This is a genomic window from Lentibacillus halodurans (genome assembly GCF_900112045.1).
GTDB classification, from domain to species: Bacteria; Bacillota; Bacilli; order Bacillales; family Amphibacillaceae; genus Lentibacillus; species Lentibacillus halodurans.
Map to the genome: position 1 here is coordinate 21032 of NZ_FOJW01000016.1, position 15818 is coordinate 36849.

The window sequence follows — 15818 nt, forward strand, 5'->3', positions numbered from 1 at the left end:
TATAAAAGAATCCCTGCATGTGCAAGGATCCTGATCATCAATCTATTCTTTTAATTTGGAAAGCGCGTCTGCCAGTGCATTATTTTTAAACTCGTCATCCTGATGTTTCAAGTATTTGTTGACATCTTTTTTGGAGACTTTCTGGTTTTTCTCTTGTTCTTTCCGTTTGTTGAATGTAGAGAGTTTTTCACGGTGACCGCATTGGCAAGTGAACGTTTTCCCTTCACCTTCACCGCGCAGTTCCATCCGTTTATGACAATTTGGGCATCTGGCATTCGTCCGTTTTAAAATATTTTTTTTGTAGCCGCATGAGCGATCCTGGCATACAAGCATCCGGCCCTTTTTATTGTCAATTTCCATCATGAGCTGTCCGCAGTTCGGACACTTGCTCCCGGTAAGATTATCATGTTTAAACTTCTCTTCACTCGTTTTGATCTGCTGGACGATCTCCTTTGTATAGCCTTTAATATCATTAATAAAATGCGTTTTATTCAATTGGCCTTTCGCAATCTGACCGAGTTTGTTTTCCCACTCGGCAGTGAGTGCCGGTGAGCGTAAATCTTCCGGAACCAATTCAAGCAGCTGCCGGCCTTTGGATGTCGTGAAAATATGTTTACCCCGCAGTTCCATAAGCTGGCTGTTGAACAATTTTTCGATGATATCAGCCCGTGTTGCAACGGTGCCAATTCCGCCGGTTTTACTGATCGTTTTGGCCAAATGTTTTTCATCCTGACTCATATAGCGGACCGGGTTTTCCATCGCCTGCAAGAGCGCCCCTTCTGTAAAACGTTCCGGCGGTTTGGTTTCACCGGTTGTCATCTTGATGTTGACATTGGATAATGTGGATCCTTTCTGAACGTCAGGCAATTGCTCATCATTCGTACTTCCATCGTTGTAGATTGCCTTCCAGCCTTGTTTTTTAATTTTTTTTCCTTTGGCAGTAAAGTGTTCTCCATCAATCCGGGCTTCAATTGTCAGCTGTTCGTATTCGTACGGATCTGACAGTACAGCCAGGAATCGCTTCACAACAAGATCATAGATTTTCCGTTCTTTACTATTCAAGTCAGCCAACACTGCAGATTCTTCAGTCGGGATAATCGCATGGTGATCGGATACTTTTGCATTATCAACGACCGACTTTGGCAGCTTCCATTCTTTTTTCATCACTTTGTTAGCAGCACTCGCATATTGATCAACGCCAACCGCTTTCACTCGATCTTTCAGCGTCGGGACAATATCCGTCGACAATACACGTGAATCGGTCCTTGGATATGTCAGGACTTTGTGCTGTTCATACAGCTTTTGCATTAGAGATAGCGTCTCTTTCCCTGAAAAACCAAAAATACGGTTCGCATCCCGCTGAAGTTCGGTCAGATCATACAATTGCGGTGCATGTTTTTTCTTATAAGCCTGATCAATGCCGACGATTTTAGCAGGTTTGTTTTGTAGCTGTTGAACCAGCTTTTCCGCCTTTTCCTTGGAATCAATCCGGCTGTTATGCTTCTCGTCCTGCCAGGTCAGTGTTATTCCCGTGCTTGTTTTGGCCTCAATCCCGTAAAATGGCTGTGGCTGGAATTCCTTAATTTCTCTTTCCCTTGCGGCAACCATTGCAAGTGTTGGTGTTTGCACGCGGCCGGTCGAAAGCTGGGCATTGAACCTCGTTGTGAGCGCCCGTGTCGCATTCAGCCCGACATACCAATCGGCTTCCGAACGCGCCACTGCCGACGCATAAAGATTTTCGTACTGTTTGCCTGGTTTTAGTTTTTTAAAGCCTTCCCGGATGGCCTTATCCGTGACAGAGGAAATCCAGAGCCGTTTGACTGGTTTATGGACACGTGCCTTCTCAATAATCCAGCGGGCAACCAGCTCCCCTTCACGACCGGCATCCGTTGCAACGACAATCTCACCGGCATCTTTACGGTTCAGCTGTGTCTTGACAGCATTAAATTGCTTTCCAGATTTTTTTATCACTACAAGCTTTAATCGGTTCGGCAGCATGGGAAGATCATCAAGGCGCCATGTTTTCCATTTATCCTCATACACCTCAGGATCAGCAAGAGTAACGAGATGCCCCAGCGCCCATGTAACAATATATTTCGAACCTTCCATATAGCCGTTCCCTTTTTTCGTACAGTTCAGCACGCGGGCAATGTCCCGGCCAACAGAAGGTTTTTCAGCTAATACGACTGTTTTGCTCATATGAATAAGTCCTTTCTTTAAAATCCTTATGATGCTACTGTAACACAATTTGCTTATATTGTGCGTGTTTCACACCATGCGCCAATTCCCATACACTATTTTAGGAAGTTACGGAAAGGAAAATGATATCGATGCTCTATTACACCGGATTAATTCTTTTAATCATCGGAGTCAGTATCGACGGGTTTGGCGTCGGTATGTCATATGGCATAAGACGTGTTCATGTGCCATATACAGCCCTGGGAATCATTATGTTCTGTTCCGGATTGATTGTTTATATTTCAATGATCATTGGCAATACGCTGAAGTCCTTTATCACACCAAATCTGACAGATAACATCGGTGGTATTATCCTGCTGCTGATCGGTGTGTACTGTTTATACAATGTCATCCGTTCCAAACAAGACACTCATTTGGCAGCAGTTTCCGATGATGCAACCTGGGACCATTTCAAAACCGTCATGAGAGAGCCGCAGCAGGCAGACTTGGATGAATCCGGGAGCATTTCATTGACAGAAGCAATTCTTTTGGGATTCGCACTGGCAATTGATGCATTTGGAGCAGGACTGGGAGCAGCCATGCTGGGGTATTCACCCGTGATAACCGCCCTTTCAATCGCATTGATGAGCGGATTATTTGTACTATGCGGTATTCGGTTCGGTATGTTTTTATCAGCCACAAAATGGATGAAGCAACTGACACTGCTTCCTCCATTTCTGCTCATTATATTGGGGATTTTTAATATGATATAATATTGATGACATTCAATAGCACGGTAACCGTTACAATACTTACTAGCGTTGTCACAAGTGTAATACTGGAAACAAGCTCGGGTTCAGCATCAAACTCAATAGCATACATTGTTGTCGTGGCAGCGCTGGGCATTGCCGCAACAATCATGAGTACCGCTCCGATGACCGGGTCGACCGGCACTAACCAAATAAATAAGAATGCAAGCATCGGCGAAAGAATCATGCGAACACTCGCTGCCGATAAAATAACATTCCAATTGAATTGCAGTCCCGTAATCGATGCTAGCTGCATACCTAAGATGACCATCATCAATGGAATAGCCGCATCGCTTACCATCGCTAATGTCGAATAAACCGAATCTGGTATGTCTACAGAAGACGCCTGAAATCCAACGCCCAAAACAGCCGCATATGTGGCCGGCATTTTAAAAATGGTTTTACACGCCCTCCAAAACCCGCTCGTGCTGCGCGATGCATAATAAACCCCAAACACATTCATGATCAACGATTGAAGAACCATCAGAAACACAGCGTATGGCATAGCCGCTTCGCCAATACTGAACAGGATAACTGGAACCCCATAATTACCGCCATTCATGAAGGCAGTCGTCAAAATCGACCCGCTTTCCACCGACTCTGACCATTTGAAAATATGTGCAAGCATTTTAACAACAACGATCATGGCAAACAATAAATAGAACGCAAATATGACAATCATGGTGTATCCTTGATTAAAACTGGCCTCATATAATGTTGTAAACACCAGTGCCGGCAGAAAAATATAAATCGATGCCGCAGCAAGTGATTTCACATCAAGAAAACGAATCCGCTGCAGCAGAAAGCCTGCTCCGAACACCGCCATAATCGGCAATACAACTTGAAAAAATACATCCATTCATAACATCCCCATTAAAGCGAATCTTTTTCCAGTCTATCACTTGAATTCGAAGGTCGCCAGATTTTTAACGCCGTTCGCCTCCCGTTTGATCATTCGTTAATAAACGGTCCCTCCTGTTTTTTGTCCGCTTCTCTTTGTTTTAAGGCACCTGCCTGCTTATCATAGTTTATGGTTCATGACCACTCAACTGTCACAGATGAACATAAAAAAAATACCTGCCCTTTCCAGTAAGACAGATATTTTTCAGTTATTATTCATTATGAATGTTGTCTATAGGTTTCAACAAGCGATGTCACAATAAACCCGATTGCTGCAGCAAACAGGCTGGCACCACCCCATCCGCCAAAACCTAATCCTAGCATTTCAACTTTGCCGAATATTGAAATCACAATCATGACAATACCGGCTACAAAGATCATTGCAGCTGGTGCATAAACCGCATATCCTCCCCTGGAAGTTGCCAGTGTGACGACAATATTAAGAAGCATAATGACAACCAGCAATGAGATGCTGATAAGCAAGGCCAAATTAAACATGAACTCACCTCATCTATCCTTTTCTACTATATACCAGTTTATCGATGTGTATACATAAAGTCAATTTAATCCTTGTATAAACAGGACTTTTCAAAAAAATGTCGAATAACTCTATAGAAGGAGGAATCAGCAGATGTTAACCTTTGAAAACTATGCATACGAACGGCCGAATATGAAACAGAAAAAAGAGGAATTCACCAAGCTTTTACAAAAGTTCACCAATGCTTCCTCGGTTAATCAGCAGAACGAAGCGATAGCCGAGATCAATGCATTTCGCAATCAGCTGTCAACACTTGAGAACCTGGTCTATATTCGTGCTTCCATAGACACAGACGATGAATTTTATCAAAACGAACGGGATTACTTTGACGAGATCGGGCCGGAGATACAAGAGATGGACACGGCCTTTTATAAAGCATTGGTAAAATCCCCGTACCGTGATCTGTTGGAACACAAATGGGGTCGACAGTTGTTCCGGATTGCCGAACATGAAGTCAGGACATTTTCACCAGAAATCATGCCACTATTACAAAAAGAAAATAAGCTGGCAACCGAATATTCCAAGCTCGTTGCATCCGCACAAGTGGAATTCGAGGGTGAAACCTATACACTCGCACAACTCGGACCTTTTACCGAACATCAGGATCGTTCCATCCGCAAAAAAGCGATTGAAGCGAGCACAGGATTTTTCGAACAACATGAAGAAAAATTTGATGACATTTACGATCAGCTTGTCAAAACGCGCCACGAAATCGCTACCACATTAGGTTTTCAAAACTTTGTCGAACTTGGTTATTTACGAATGCAGCGTGTTGACTATGATGCTGATATGGTGGCTAATTTCCGGAATCAGGTGCGTGAATCCATTGTCCCCCTCGTCACAAAGCTTTCCGAAAAACAGGCGGAGCGAATCGGTGTGGAAAAGCTCAAATATTATGATGAGAACTTTGGATTCCCTGATGGCAACGCAACGCCTAAAGGTCCACCCGAGTGGATCATTGAAAACGGTAAAAAAATGTATGCGGAATTATCGTCAGAAACAAAGGAATTTTTCCAGTTCATGCTTGACCGCAACCTGATGGATCTGGAGGCTAAGAAGGGTAAAGAAGCCGGCGGGTATTGCACCTTTATCGAGGATTACGAATCACCGTTCATCTTTTCCAACTTTAACGGGACTTCCGGAGACATTGATGTACTGACACATGAGGCAGGGCATGCTTTTCAGTTTTACTCCAGCCGCCAAATCGGCATTCCGGAATATATTATTCCAACTAGTGAAGCAGCGGAAATCCACTCGATGAGCATGGAATTTTTTACATGGCCGTGGATGGAGCTGTTTTTCCAAGAGGAAACGGATAAATATAAATATGCCCATTTGGCAGATGGATTGCAATTCCTGCCGTATGGCGTCGCGGTTGATGAATTCCAGCATCTTGTTTACAAAAATCCAGACTGGACCCCCGATGAGCGTAAAGCAGCATGGAAACGGGTTGAGCAAACGTATCTGCCGCATCGCGATTACGACGGGAATGCTTACCTGGAGTATGGCGGTTTTTGGCAGCGCCAGGGACATATTTATGAAGTCCCGTTTTATTACATCGACTATACACTGGCGCAAATCTGTGCCTTCCAGTTCTGGAAACGGTCACGCGAAGAACCGGAAGCAGCTTGGGTAGACTATTTACGTTTATGTAAACTTGGCGGATCGAAGTCATTTCTCGAACTGGTTGAAGCGGCAAACCTGAAATCCCCTTTTGAAGATGGCAATGTGGATTCAGTTATTGAATCCATTAACAAATGGCTTGAACAAAATACTTAAAAAGAAGCGGACTGCCGATAAAAACGACAGTCCGCTTCTTTTTTTACATTCCTATCCAACACTAGAGCCCTGGAAAATTTGATCCCGTATTATTTAAGCCATTATTTCATATTTTTCCGGTATCGGTTTGCCCCATACTTTTTTCATGATAAAGGCCAGAACAAATACAACAACAATACCAGCAACAAGTGCCAATATTGAAGAACCTGTAACACCGGCTATCAGGAATGAAATCACACCACTGACCCCTGCGGTAATCGCATACGGTATCTGTGTATTAACGTGATCAATATGGTCACTCGAAGCTCCTGCTGATGATAGTATGGTCGTATCGGAAATCGGCGAGCAGTGATCCCCGAAAATGCCCCCACTAAAGACCGCAGCAATGGCCAAATACATCGATATATCCATCGAAGCGGCAATCGGCATAGCAATTGGAATCATAATCGCAAATGTTCCATATGATGTTCCTGTCGTGAACGCAACAATTGCACCAATAAAGAACAGCAGTACTGGAATGATGGCCGATGATGTTGTCTGTTCAGCAAAGTGCACAATGTATTCAGCTGTTCCAAGTTCTGTCGTCACACCGCCAATTGACCAAGCCAATGCCAATATAATGTAAACGAGCATCATACTGCGGAAACCACTGACAATGATGGACATGGCCTCTTTGAATGAGTAAAGTTTCTGCTGCATGCCCATCACCAGCGCCACAATACCCGCCACAAAGGCAGCAATTAAAATTGATGTTGCACCGTCCGCTTCCCCAAACGCTGTCACGAAGTCCTGTTCCGGGTAGCCCCCGGTCCACAGAAATAGTGGCGGGATCATGCCGACAAGCACAACGATCGGTACAATCATATTCCGCATTTTAGGTGTGTAGCCTTCTGCCATCTCAACATCCATCATTTCATTATCTGACGGCGGCTCTGCATCATCACGAAACAGTTTGCCCGATGTTCTCGCGCGGTATTCGGCCTGTGCCATCGGTCCAAAATCCCATTTGAGGAAAACGATAATACCGACAAGTATGATCGCCAGAATGGAATAAAAATTAAATGGAATCGTTAAAATATAGGTCATATATTCAGAATCGGAAATGCCCAGTTCTGCAAATTGTGCACCAATCAACCCCATGACGAAAACAACCCAAGTGGAAACCGGTCCCAGCAGACAAATCGGTGCAGATGTTGAGTCAACGATATATGCCAGTTTTTCACGGGACACACGCATTTTATCAGTGACCGCACGCATCACACTTCCGACCGTCAGTGCATTAAAATAATCCTCAAAGAAAATGATAAGCCCGAATAACATCGTTGAACCCTGTGCGCCTTTTGATGTTTTAACTTTATTGGAAATGAAGTTAGCAATGGCATGTGCGCCACCCGTTTTTTGCAGAAATGCAATCAATACACCGAATAGACCGCAATAAATCAAAACGGTGGCACTCCATGGATCACCTACATTCGGTATAATAAAATCACTGAAACTTGCATAAAGACCCATAAACGGGTTCCAGTCATACATCATCGTCGCTCCAAGCCAAACGCCGGCAAATAAAGCAGGAATAACATTTCGGGTAATAAGAGCCAGTATAATTGCAATCACCGGCGGCAACAGCGACAACACGCCAAATTCCATAATTTAATCCCCTCTCGAATTTACAAATAATTGCTATTATTATTATATTTCCGTTCCTTTATAATATTTCTATTTGAAACTGAAAATTCCTGCTAAATTATAACTGGTTTTCACTCTAATCACAAAAAATTTGAACTTCCGCATTCACTCACATTAGAAAAACTGAGACTTTATGCAAGTCTTGTAAGGGAATGATAAGCCTCACATCAATTATACCTTTTTGACATTACAAAAAGACAGACCCGATTTTGTTTCGGATCCGCCTTTTTTGCTGTAAGTCCGCCAAACAACTATCGATTGTTATCGGACATACCTCGTTCGGCTATTTTGATCATCCGTTTGACCATTTCGCCTCCCACAGAGCCATTTTCACGTGCAGTTGTATCCGCTCCGGGCTGGACACCAAATTCATTTGCAATCTCTTCTTTCATATTTTCCATTGCATCCTTTGCTCCAGGCACTAACAAATCATTTTTGTTACCTGCCACAACTGATCACTCCTCGTGGGAATTCGAACAGAAAAAATTTATCTGTTCACGGTTTATTATGTGGTAACATTACGGTTTTAGCCCTGTTAAAAAATGCATATGAAGAGACCGCTCCAAACTTGAAACGGCCTGTACCGCGCTGCAATTGTGAACTTTAGCGATTTTCCAGAACTGAAGCATTTCCGGCAAAATAAAGCCCTTTCATGAGATGTTGCTATCCCAACCTTTATTGTGCTCCCATGCCGCCATCAATTCTGTATTGCGAACCTGTGATAAAGCTGCTGTCATCAGAGGCCAGAAAAAGTACCAGCTTGGCAATATCCGCGGACTCGCCGTAACGTCCCAGTGGAATGGCGTTCTCCTGTTCTGTTTTAGCTTGCTCAGCGTTTTCCGGATTAAATCCTTTTTCAAGTGAACGCATCATTCGTGTATTGACCGGTGAAGGATGGATGGAGTTAACGCGGACATTATCCTGTGCCGCTTCAAGTGCGGCCGTTTTTGTCAATCCTGTTACTGCATGTTTTGATGCGATATAAGGTGCAACCCCAGGAGAACCGTCCAGCCCCGCAACGGATGAAGTGTTGATCACACTTCCGCTTTTCTGTTTTGCCATGACCGGAAGAACATGTTTCAGTCCCAAAAAGCTACCCTGAACATTGACTGACAGTACCTTACTGAAATTCTCATCCGTTTGCTCTACAATCGGCGCAACTTCCCCTTCGATTCCGGCATTATTGAAAAAGACATCAATCGTTCCAAATTTGTCAACGGTCTGATGAACATAATTTTTCACATCATCCTCATTCGTAACATTAGCTTTTACGATCATCACATCACCATATTGATCAAGATCTGATTTGACCTCATGCAGTGCATCCTGGTTCATGTCAACCAGTGAGACACTGGCACCTTCCTTTAAAAATAGTTCGGCTGTTTTCTTGCCAATACCGCCAGCTCCACCGGTAATAAGAACTGTTTTTCCTGCAAATTTTGCCATAATCGCATACTCCTTTGTAACATTATAGAGGGCAAAGTAGATTGTCCATGTATACTATTTCCTTAAAAATAGCTGACCAAACATTTTTTCGCAAAAAGTTAGACGCTTATGCTAAAATGCATGTAGACAATAAAACACAAGGAGAATCACATGACATACAAAATTTTATTTCTCGATATTGACGGAACTATCTTAAAGTCGGATCATACATACTCCGACATCACAAAACAAGCGATCAGTACAGTAAAAAAACAGGGAATTGAGGTCTTTCTTGCCACAGGTCGGCCACTACATGAGATTAGCGGCTTGGCTGAAGATCTGAATGTCCATTCATTTATTGCCTACAACGGTGCCTTTGCCCTCCATCAGGGAAAAACAATTGTTGATGAACCGATCCCGCAAAACAATATGGAACAGTTTATCGATATCGCTGCCAATCATGATCACGAGCTGATTATGTACACACGTGATCAAAATTATTTCACCAATTTTGAACGTCCATTTATCAGCAAGTTTATTGATATATTCGGTCTAAAAGACAACACAGCATTCACACCTGAAATAACAGATCAAGTTCTGGGAGCAACAGTTCTGAATGTATCTCCTGAACAAGTCGCTCTATACGAAATTGAATCCAATCTCCGTCTTTCACCAGTTCATGTAAATGGTGCAGAACATAGCTACGACATTTTGCGGAAAAACGTCAACAAAGGCTATTCGGTTGAACAAATCCTCAGCCTGCTGGATATCTCCCGTGAACAAGCCATAGCTTTCGGTGACGGGATGAACGATAAAGAAATGCTCAGTGCAGTTGGTGAAGGATTTGCCATGGGTAATTCCCATGAGGATTTATTTCCTTATGCCAAACATAGGACAGCCACTGTTACAGAAGACGGCATCGCCTATGGTCTAAACCAGCTTGGCCTTCTTTAATGTACAGAGAGGTTGGGACAAAAGAACGTTTATAAAACAAAAATGCGAACAAACAAAGCAAGGGATACCCCGCTGCGGAAATATACTTGGTGCTCGTTATGTTAAATGAGATTTCGGAGAAGCAGCACTCCTCGCAACTCACAGTTTACTCGGTGAATGTTTCGCTCCTCGCTTTCCGTGAGCGGCTGGTGAGCCTCCGCGTGCATTCGCTCTGCCACCCATGCCTTTCCTTCCGCTGGAGTCTACGTATATTTCTTCCGCTAAAACGGACGATTGGTCGTCTTTTAAGCCTCCTACTTTAGTTTTTCCCAGCCTCATATTCCATATAAAAATATCCTCCCTTCTGAGTTATTTTACCGCTCGTTGCGCAGGCTTCCCAGGAATTTAAGAAACTATTTTACTGCGTGACCTTTTCTCCACCAACATATTGCCAATATCGAATATTTCAGACACTTCCACGATTGACTGTCGGTTTTAACTCATTAAATCGACGTAAATTCCATCACCATTTTATCTGTATTAACAACACCTATCTGCACACCGCAGTCGCTGGCAAGTCTTTATACAGCCGAAACAACCTTTTATTTGCCACCCCATTCCAATACAGGGTTTTATAAAATTGCGTTCCTCTATAACTGCAATCGTATCGAATGGTCGAAAGGGTGGCATTCAAAGAAAACTTTTTATAACTTGACACATTTTGATCATTTTGTTTAAATTAAATTATACAAATTAAATAAATTAAATGGAGTGTTGGGTGTGGCCGATCATGAGGAAAGGATAGAAGAAGCACGGGATGTAATGGAAAGTGCCATTGCACAATCCATGGTTATATATGGTGTTACACCGTCTGTAGGCAGAATTTATGGTGTTCTCTACTTTGCTGACGAGCCAATGAACCTTGATGAAATCAAAGAACAGGTGGCTATGAGCAAAGCCAGTGTAAGTAATGGAATGCGAGAACTGTTAGAAACTGAAATGGTCACAAAAGTTTGGAAAAAGGGCGAACGAAAAGATCATTTTATGGCTGAAAAAGATTTTCTGAAAAACTTGCTGAACTTTTTTGTAAAAAAACTCAGGCAGGAACGGAATCTCATTATGAAAGCAGCAGAGCAAACCAAATCAAATTTGAACGACATTTCAAGAGAAACGGAAGATGCGCAAATCCAGGAATACATCGAACGGGATCTTGAACTGATTGACGAATCCCAGCAATATCTCGATTGGACCATGCGGTTGGCGAACGCAATGGAGTCTGGGGAAATATTTGATTACTTTCCTAAAAATAAAAAATAAGGAGTCGTTAGCAATGAACATCCAGGAATCAGCCCTCGTATTGATCGACTTGCAAAAGGAAAGCAATTTCAGTCTGCAGCATATGGACCGTGTTATCGGGAATTCCAGGCAGCTCATTGAGGCGTGCAAGACTGCCGGGATACCGGTTATATATACAAGACAGATTAATCGTGCTGATGGTATCGGTCTTTCCAAAGGAGAGCCGCTGAACGATGACAGTACACCATTTTACTATGCGTCCAATACCAGTCAGATTGAAATTTTTGAGGATATAAAGCCACAGGAAAACGATATTGTTATTGATAAATATCGCTGGAGTGCTTTTTATGAAACAAGTCTTGATTTAATATTGAAAAGCCTGAATGTCAGACATTTAATTATAGGCGGCGTCGTTACAGATGGCTGCTTAATGACTACTGTTTTTGATGCCTATTTTCGGGATTATGACATTCACTTGATCCAGGATATATGTTCAGCATCCAATGAAGGTGCTCATATGGCATCCTTAATGATCATGGCGAATTGGATCTATCATTTATCCATCTATGACACCGAGAATTTCATTAAATTTTTAAACGGTGAAGCGTTTATAAACTGGGAATCAACCGCTGCCGACACGTTACAATTCACCCCTGAAAATATGCGAGAAGTTTTCAGCAGCATTCAACAACCACGAAAGGACGGAAGATAAGATGAAAAAATTTGTAAGTATACTGTTGATGATTGCGCTTGCTGCATTGGCAGCCTGCAGCAATACAGATGAAGAATCAGCTAATCATTCAGATGCAACAGAAAACAAAGATGAAACCATCGTATTTGGACAGACATCGTGGACAAGTACCGAAGCACCGACACAAATAGCCAAACAAATCCTAGAGGAAGCAGGATATGATGTGGAAATCAAATTGCTTTCACAACCAGTTATTTTTGAAGGCTTGCAGTCAAAAGAAGTTGATATCTTCATGGATGCCTGGCTGCCATATACCGAAGCAGAGTTATGGAATGAATATCAGGATGACGTTCAGAAAATCGCCACCAGTTATGAAAATGTGCCATTGGGCTGGGTTGTTCCAACTTATGTCGAGGAAGATTCCATTGAAGATATAAAGGAAAACCCTGAAAAGTTTGGCAACGAAGTGTACACGATCAGCCCTGGTGCCGGAGTCGTTTCTATTTCTGAAGAGGTCATGGCAGATTACAACCTGGATGCTTTCGAGCTGATGCCATCCAGTGAAACCGCTATGATCAGCACATTGGATCAAAAAATCAATAACGAGGAACCTGTCATTATTACAGGCTGGCGCCCACATTCCATTTTCGAGAAATATGATTTGAAATTCCTGGAAGAACCAAAGGAAAATTTCAAATATGATAATGTATATGTGGTAGGCTATAAAGGGCTGGAAGAAGATCACCCAAAAGCTTATGAAGTATTATCAAAATGGAGCATTGAAGTCGGCGATTTGGAAAAAATGATCCACGACTATGAGAATAACGATGTTCCATTTGAAGAATCAGCAGCACAATGGATTGAGGAGCACCGTGACAAGGTCGATGATATGCTAGGGAAGTAAATCTGCAAAAAACTGCAAAGCAGAAAAAGAACCGTTCAAGAGCTTAAATCTCCTGAACGGTTCTTTTTCTAAACCAAAATCACCCACAAAATAAACGTAACCGCGATCGCCACCATTCCCTGTAATAATGTACCAGTAGTTTGAGCTTTGTATGCCTGTGTGACCGACATCCCGCTGAATTCCTTCACAACCCAGAAGTAGCTGTCATTAATATGAGATACAACCATTGCTCCTGCGCCTACCGACATAACGATTAAAGCGAGCGGAACTGCTCCGGTAACGCCCGCATCCGGAAGTAATGGAGCCACTAAAGTCGACGTGATGACTAGGGCTGCTGTTGACGAACCTTGAGCTGATTTTAAAGAAGCAGCAATCAAGAACGGAATAAAGATAAACAGGGTCCCCGTAAAGAATGCATTTTCTCCAAAACCCTGGATAAATTCAGCTACCGGCGTTGCGCTGATCACTGTCCCAAATGCACCACCTGCGCCTGTTATCAGCAAAATCGGAGCGGATTCTTTAATACCTATCCCAATCCATTCAGTAAGTGTTTCTTCATTATAGTCAGGCAATAACAGAAATGCGAATAATACGCCGATCAATAATGCAACCACTGGCGACCCGAGAAATAAAAATATATCAAACAACGTCCCGGTCCAGTCAGCAAACGTAATAACAGAACTAAAGCCAATCAGCAAGATAGGTATTACGATCGGGGCAAATGATTTAATTGCTGAAGGCATTTCTCCAAACGCTTTTAATATCGTGTCGTAATCATAAGCGAAAGTGTCTTCGTCTTCTCCTTCCACTTTAATGTTCGTCCCGACTTTCAAGGACCATATATATCCAACAATGATCGCCGGAATCGCGACAATTACGCCAATCAGAATAATGGTTCCCAAATAATTCTCAGCGCCAATATTTCCGGCAGCAGCAATCGGGCCGGGGGTCGGCGGCACTAATGTATGTGTTGCAAACAAACCGGTGGATAATGCTATCGCCATTGACGCTATTGTTACCTTAGCTCTCTTTGCGAGTGCTTTTTTCAGTGAGGACAAAATGACATAACCTGAATCACAAAATACCGGAATACTGACAATTGACCCAATAATACTCATCGCCATTTGCGGACGTTTTTCACCCACCATACGCAGGACAACCTCTGCCATTCGAAGTGCCGCCCCGGACTTTTCCAGGATAACACCGATGATCGTACCAAAAACGATGACGAGACCAATACTGCCCATTAATCCGCCAAAGCCATCATTTACAGAATTAACGACATCCATTAATGGCAGCCCAGCAAATATTCCAATGCCAAATGCAGCAATGATTAGTGATAAAAATGGATGCAGCTTCAGTTTAGCGGTAGCCAAAATAACAAATAAAACGCCAATAAAAATTAACAAGATAAGTCCAAAGCCTTCCACTTTCTCCACCCCTTTTTTATAAATGACATAATAAATGAATAACTTGCTTTGTCTGCTCATAAAGCAACTCATCAGCCATATCTATACATTCCTTAAGCGATAATGGCTTATTGACGATTGAGAAGCATCCCGCAAATTTTTCTCTTAAGACATCCAAATCCCCATCCAGACTGCCTGAAATCAAAACGGCTGGAACCTGGTGTTTTTCGGCAAGGGACGCGATATAACCCGGTGCTTTTCCATAAAGTGTTTGTTCATCACTCTGCCCTTCACCCGTTAATACAAGATCAGCATTCCTGATGACATCTTCAGCGTTCATGGCATTCGCCAAAAGCATTGCCCCCGAAACAAGCGTTCCGCCTATGGCCAATAAGGCAAAGCCGAGTCCACCAGCAGCCCCGGCACCAGCGATGTTTTGAAACCTTTTGCTTAAAGCAGACTCGATTGCGGCCCCATACCGGTTTAAGGCTGCGTCATATTGCGCCAGTTGAGCTGCTCCCAACCCTTTTTGAAGTCCGTAAACGTATGTTGCCCCTCTTTCGCCGCAAAGCGGATTATCAACATCGCAGGCAACTTTAATATTTGCTTTGGCAAGTCTTGGATCGACTTCCTGAAAACTGACATCTGTTACATGCTGCACATCTTTGCCGAATGGACCCACTGCTTCGCCATTTTGCTTCCATGCCTTCATTCCTAATGCCTTAAGCATTCCCAGTCCACCATCATTGGTCGCACTGCCCCCAAGAGCGAGAATAAGTGATGTACAACCCTTGTTCAGCGCATCCAGCATTGCCTCGCCAATTCCAAAAGTTGTGGTTAGCTCAGGATTCCGCTTATAATCGGGTACCTGAACCAACCCCGCAATGCTAGCGCACTCGATGACCGCAGTATTGGAATCAACGATTGCATAGGATGTGTTTATTTTTTCGCCCAAGGGCCCTGTACACGTTATGGGGGTATGTCCCCCTTCCGTGGCGGTAAGTAGTGATTCCAAGGTTCCCTCTCCGCCATCAGCCATTGGTTTCAGTATGACCCGGGAGTTATCATCAATTGCTTTGATGGCTTTTTTCATGATCATAGATGCCTGAATGGATGTCAGACTGCCTTTAAATGAGTCTGGTGCTGCTACGATGTTCATAATGTTCTCCTTTTTTCGTTGTGTTTAATTTTATTTAACACGGTTTTGTAAATTCAATCCGGCCAGAATACCGCTAACATCATATTAATGCAACCATTCGCAGGGATTCAA

Annotated in this window: 14 protein-coding genes; 6 read left to right on the forward strand and 8 right to left on the reverse strand. The window is 43.1% G+C overall.

The features are described 5' to 3' along the window. Positions 1-42 precede the first annotated feature (42 nt). Positions 43-2199: a DNA topoisomerase III gene (locus BM195_RS15655; protein WP_090240688.1), complete on the reverse strand. Its 2157-nt coding sequence runs from the start codon at positions 2197-2199 to the stop codon at positions 43-45. Between the two features lie 131 nt (positions 2200-2330). Here BM195_RS15655 and ytaF point away from each other — a divergent pair, with 131 nt between their 5' ends. Beyond that, positions 2331-2951 (forward strand): sporulation membrane protein YtaF, encoded by a 621-nt coding sequence (gene ytaF / locus BM195_RS15660; RefSeq protein WP_090240690.1) that lies wholly within the window; start codon positions 2331-2333, stop codon positions 2949-2951. On the opposite strand, the gene BM195_RS15665 is transcribed toward ytaF, so the two are convergent. Both BM195_RS15665 and BM195_RS15670 read right to left on the reverse strand, forming a co-directional pair. After that, the gene (locus tag BM195_RS15665) at positions 2938-3846 is read right to left on the reverse strand and encodes an AEC family transporter (RefSeq protein WP_090240692.1); all 909 of its coding nucleotides are present in this window, start codon (positions 3844-3846) and stop codon (positions 2938-2940) included. The two genes, ytaF and BM195_RS15665, sit on opposite strands and share 14 nt — an antisense overlap. A 260-nt stretch (positions 3847-4106) precedes the next feature. Beyond that, positions 4107-4385, reverse strand: coding sequence for a hypothetical protein (locus BM195_RS15670; RefSeq protein ID WP_090240694.1), 279 nt, complete (start codon positions 4383-4385; stop codon positions 4107-4109). Between the two features lie 133 nt (positions 4386-4518). Between BM195_RS15670 and BM195_RS15675 the strand changes: the two genes are divergently transcribed. Next, the gene (locus BM195_RS15675) at positions 4519-6204 is read left to right on the forward strand and encodes a M3 family oligoendopeptidase (RefSeq protein WP_090240696.1); all 1686 of its coding nucleotides are present in this window, start codon (positions 4519-4521) and stop codon (positions 6202-6204) included. Positions 6205-6297: 93 nt separating this feature from the next. Here the strand turns inward: BM195_RS15675 and BM195_RS15680 are convergent, their stop codons facing one another. The 3 genes from BM195_RS15680 to BM195_RS15690 form a co-directional block, all read right to left on the reverse strand. Further along, complete coding sequence (locus BM195_RS15680) at positions 6298-7851, reverse strand: Na+/H+ antiporter NhaC family protein (RefSeq protein WP_090240698.1); 1554 nt, start codon at positions 7849-7851, stop codon at positions 6298-6300. A gap of 290 nt (positions 7852-8141) precedes the next feature. After that, a complete protein-coding gene (locus BM195_RS15685; protein ID WP_090240700.1) occupies positions 8142-8339 on the reverse strand; it encodes an alpha/beta-type small acid-soluble spore protein in 198 nt (65 codons plus the stop codon). A 226-nt stretch (positions 8340-8565) separates the two neighbouring features. After that, a complete protein-coding gene (locus BM195_RS15690) occupies positions 8566-9336 on the reverse strand; it encodes an SDR family NAD(P)-dependent oxidoreductase (protein ID WP_090240702.1) in 771 nt (256 codons plus the stop codon). 150 nt (positions 9337-9486) lie between these two features. On the opposite strand from BM195_RS15690, the gene BM195_RS15695 reads away from it, so the two are divergent. From BM195_RS15695 to BM195_RS15715, 4 genes are all read left to right on the forward strand, one after another. Further along, positions 9487-10269: an HAD family hydrolase gene (locus BM195_RS15695; RefSeq protein WP_090240707.1), complete on the forward strand. Its 783-nt coding sequence runs from the start codon at positions 9487-9489 to the stop codon at positions 10267-10269. Between the two features lie 759 nt (positions 10270-11028). Then, a complete protein-coding gene (locus BM195_RS15705) occupies positions 11029-11565 on the forward strand; it encodes a GbsR/MarR family transcriptional regulator (protein ID WP_090240711.1) in 537 nt (178 codons plus the stop codon). Positions 11566-11578: 13 nt separating this feature from the next. Next, positions 11579-12256, forward strand: coding sequence for a cysteine hydrolase family protein (locus BM195_RS15710; protein WP_090240715.1), 678 nt, complete (start codon positions 11579-11581; stop codon positions 12254-12256). 1 nt (position 12257) lies between these two features. Further along, the gene (locus BM195_RS15715; RefSeq protein ID WP_090240717.1) at positions 12258-13139 is read left to right on the forward strand and encodes a glycine betaine ABC transporter substrate-binding protein; all 882 of its coding nucleotides are present in this window, start codon (positions 12258-12260) and stop codon (positions 13137-13139) included. 68 nt (positions 13140-13207) lie between these two features. Here BM195_RS15715 and BM195_RS15720 read toward each other — a convergent pair whose 3' ends face one another. Together BM195_RS15720 and BM195_RS15725 are read right to left on the reverse strand one after the other, a co-directional pair. After that, complete coding sequence (locus BM195_RS15720) at positions 13208-14629, reverse strand: GntP family permease (protein ID WP_090240719.1); 1422 nt, start codon at positions 14627-14629, stop codon at positions 13208-13210. Beyond that, entirely contained in the window at positions 14586-15707 is a 1122-nt protein-coding gene (locus tag BM195_RS15725) for a glycerate kinase (protein WP_090240721.1), read from the reverse strand. Before BM195_RS15725 ends, BM195_RS15720 begins: the two co-directional genes overlap by 44 nt. Positions 15708-15818: the final 111 nt, after the last annotated feature.

Bases quoted from the DNA above. Each gene is read 5' to 3' on its own strand.
- BM195_RS15655 (WP_090240688.1), bottom strand. From the start codon at position 2,199: ATGAGCAAAACAGTCGTATTAGCTGAAAAACCTTCTGTTGGCCGGGAC.
- ytaF (WP_090240690.1), top strand. From the start codon at position 2,331: ATGCTCTATTACACCGGATTAATTCTTTTAATCATCGGAGTCAGTATC.
- BM195_RS15665 (WP_090240692.1), bottom strand. From the start codon at position 3,846: ATGGATGTATTTTTTCAAGTTGTATTGCCGATTATGGCGGTGTTCGGA.
- BM195_RS15670 (WP_090240694.1), bottom strand. From the start codon at position 4,385: ATGTTTAATTTGGCCTTGCTTATCAGCATCTCATTGCTGGTTGTCATT.
- BM195_RS15675 (WP_090240696.1), top strand. From the start codon at position 4,519: ATGTTAACCTTTGAAAACTATGCATACGAACGGCCGAATATGAAACAG.
- BM195_RS15680 (WP_090240698.1), bottom strand. From the start codon at position 7,851: ATGGAATTTGGCGTGTTGTCGCTGTTGCCGCCGGTGATTGCAATTATA.
- BM195_RS15690 (WP_090240702.1), bottom strand. From the start codon at position 9,336: ATGGCAAAATTTGCAGGAAAAACAGTTCTTATTACCGGTGGAGCTGGC.
- BM195_RS15695 (WP_090240707.1), top strand. From the start codon at position 9,487: ATGACATACAAAATTTTATTTCTCGATATTGACGGAACTATCTTAAAG.
- BM195_RS15710 (WP_090240715.1), top strand. From the start codon at position 11,579: ATGAACATCCAGGAATCAGCCCTCGTATTGATCGACTTGCAAAAGGAA.
- BM195_RS15715 (WP_090240717.1), top strand. From the start codon at position 12,258: ATGAAAAAATTTGTAAGTATACTGTTGATGATTGCGCTTGCTGCATTG.
- BM195_RS15720 (WP_090240719.1), bottom strand. From the start codon at position 14,629: ATGAGCAGACAAAGCAAGTTATTCATTTATTATGTCATTTATAAAAAA.
- BM195_RS15725 (WP_090240721.1), bottom strand. From the start codon at position 15,707: ATGAACATCGTAGCAGCACCAGACTCATTTAAAGGCAGTCTGACATCC.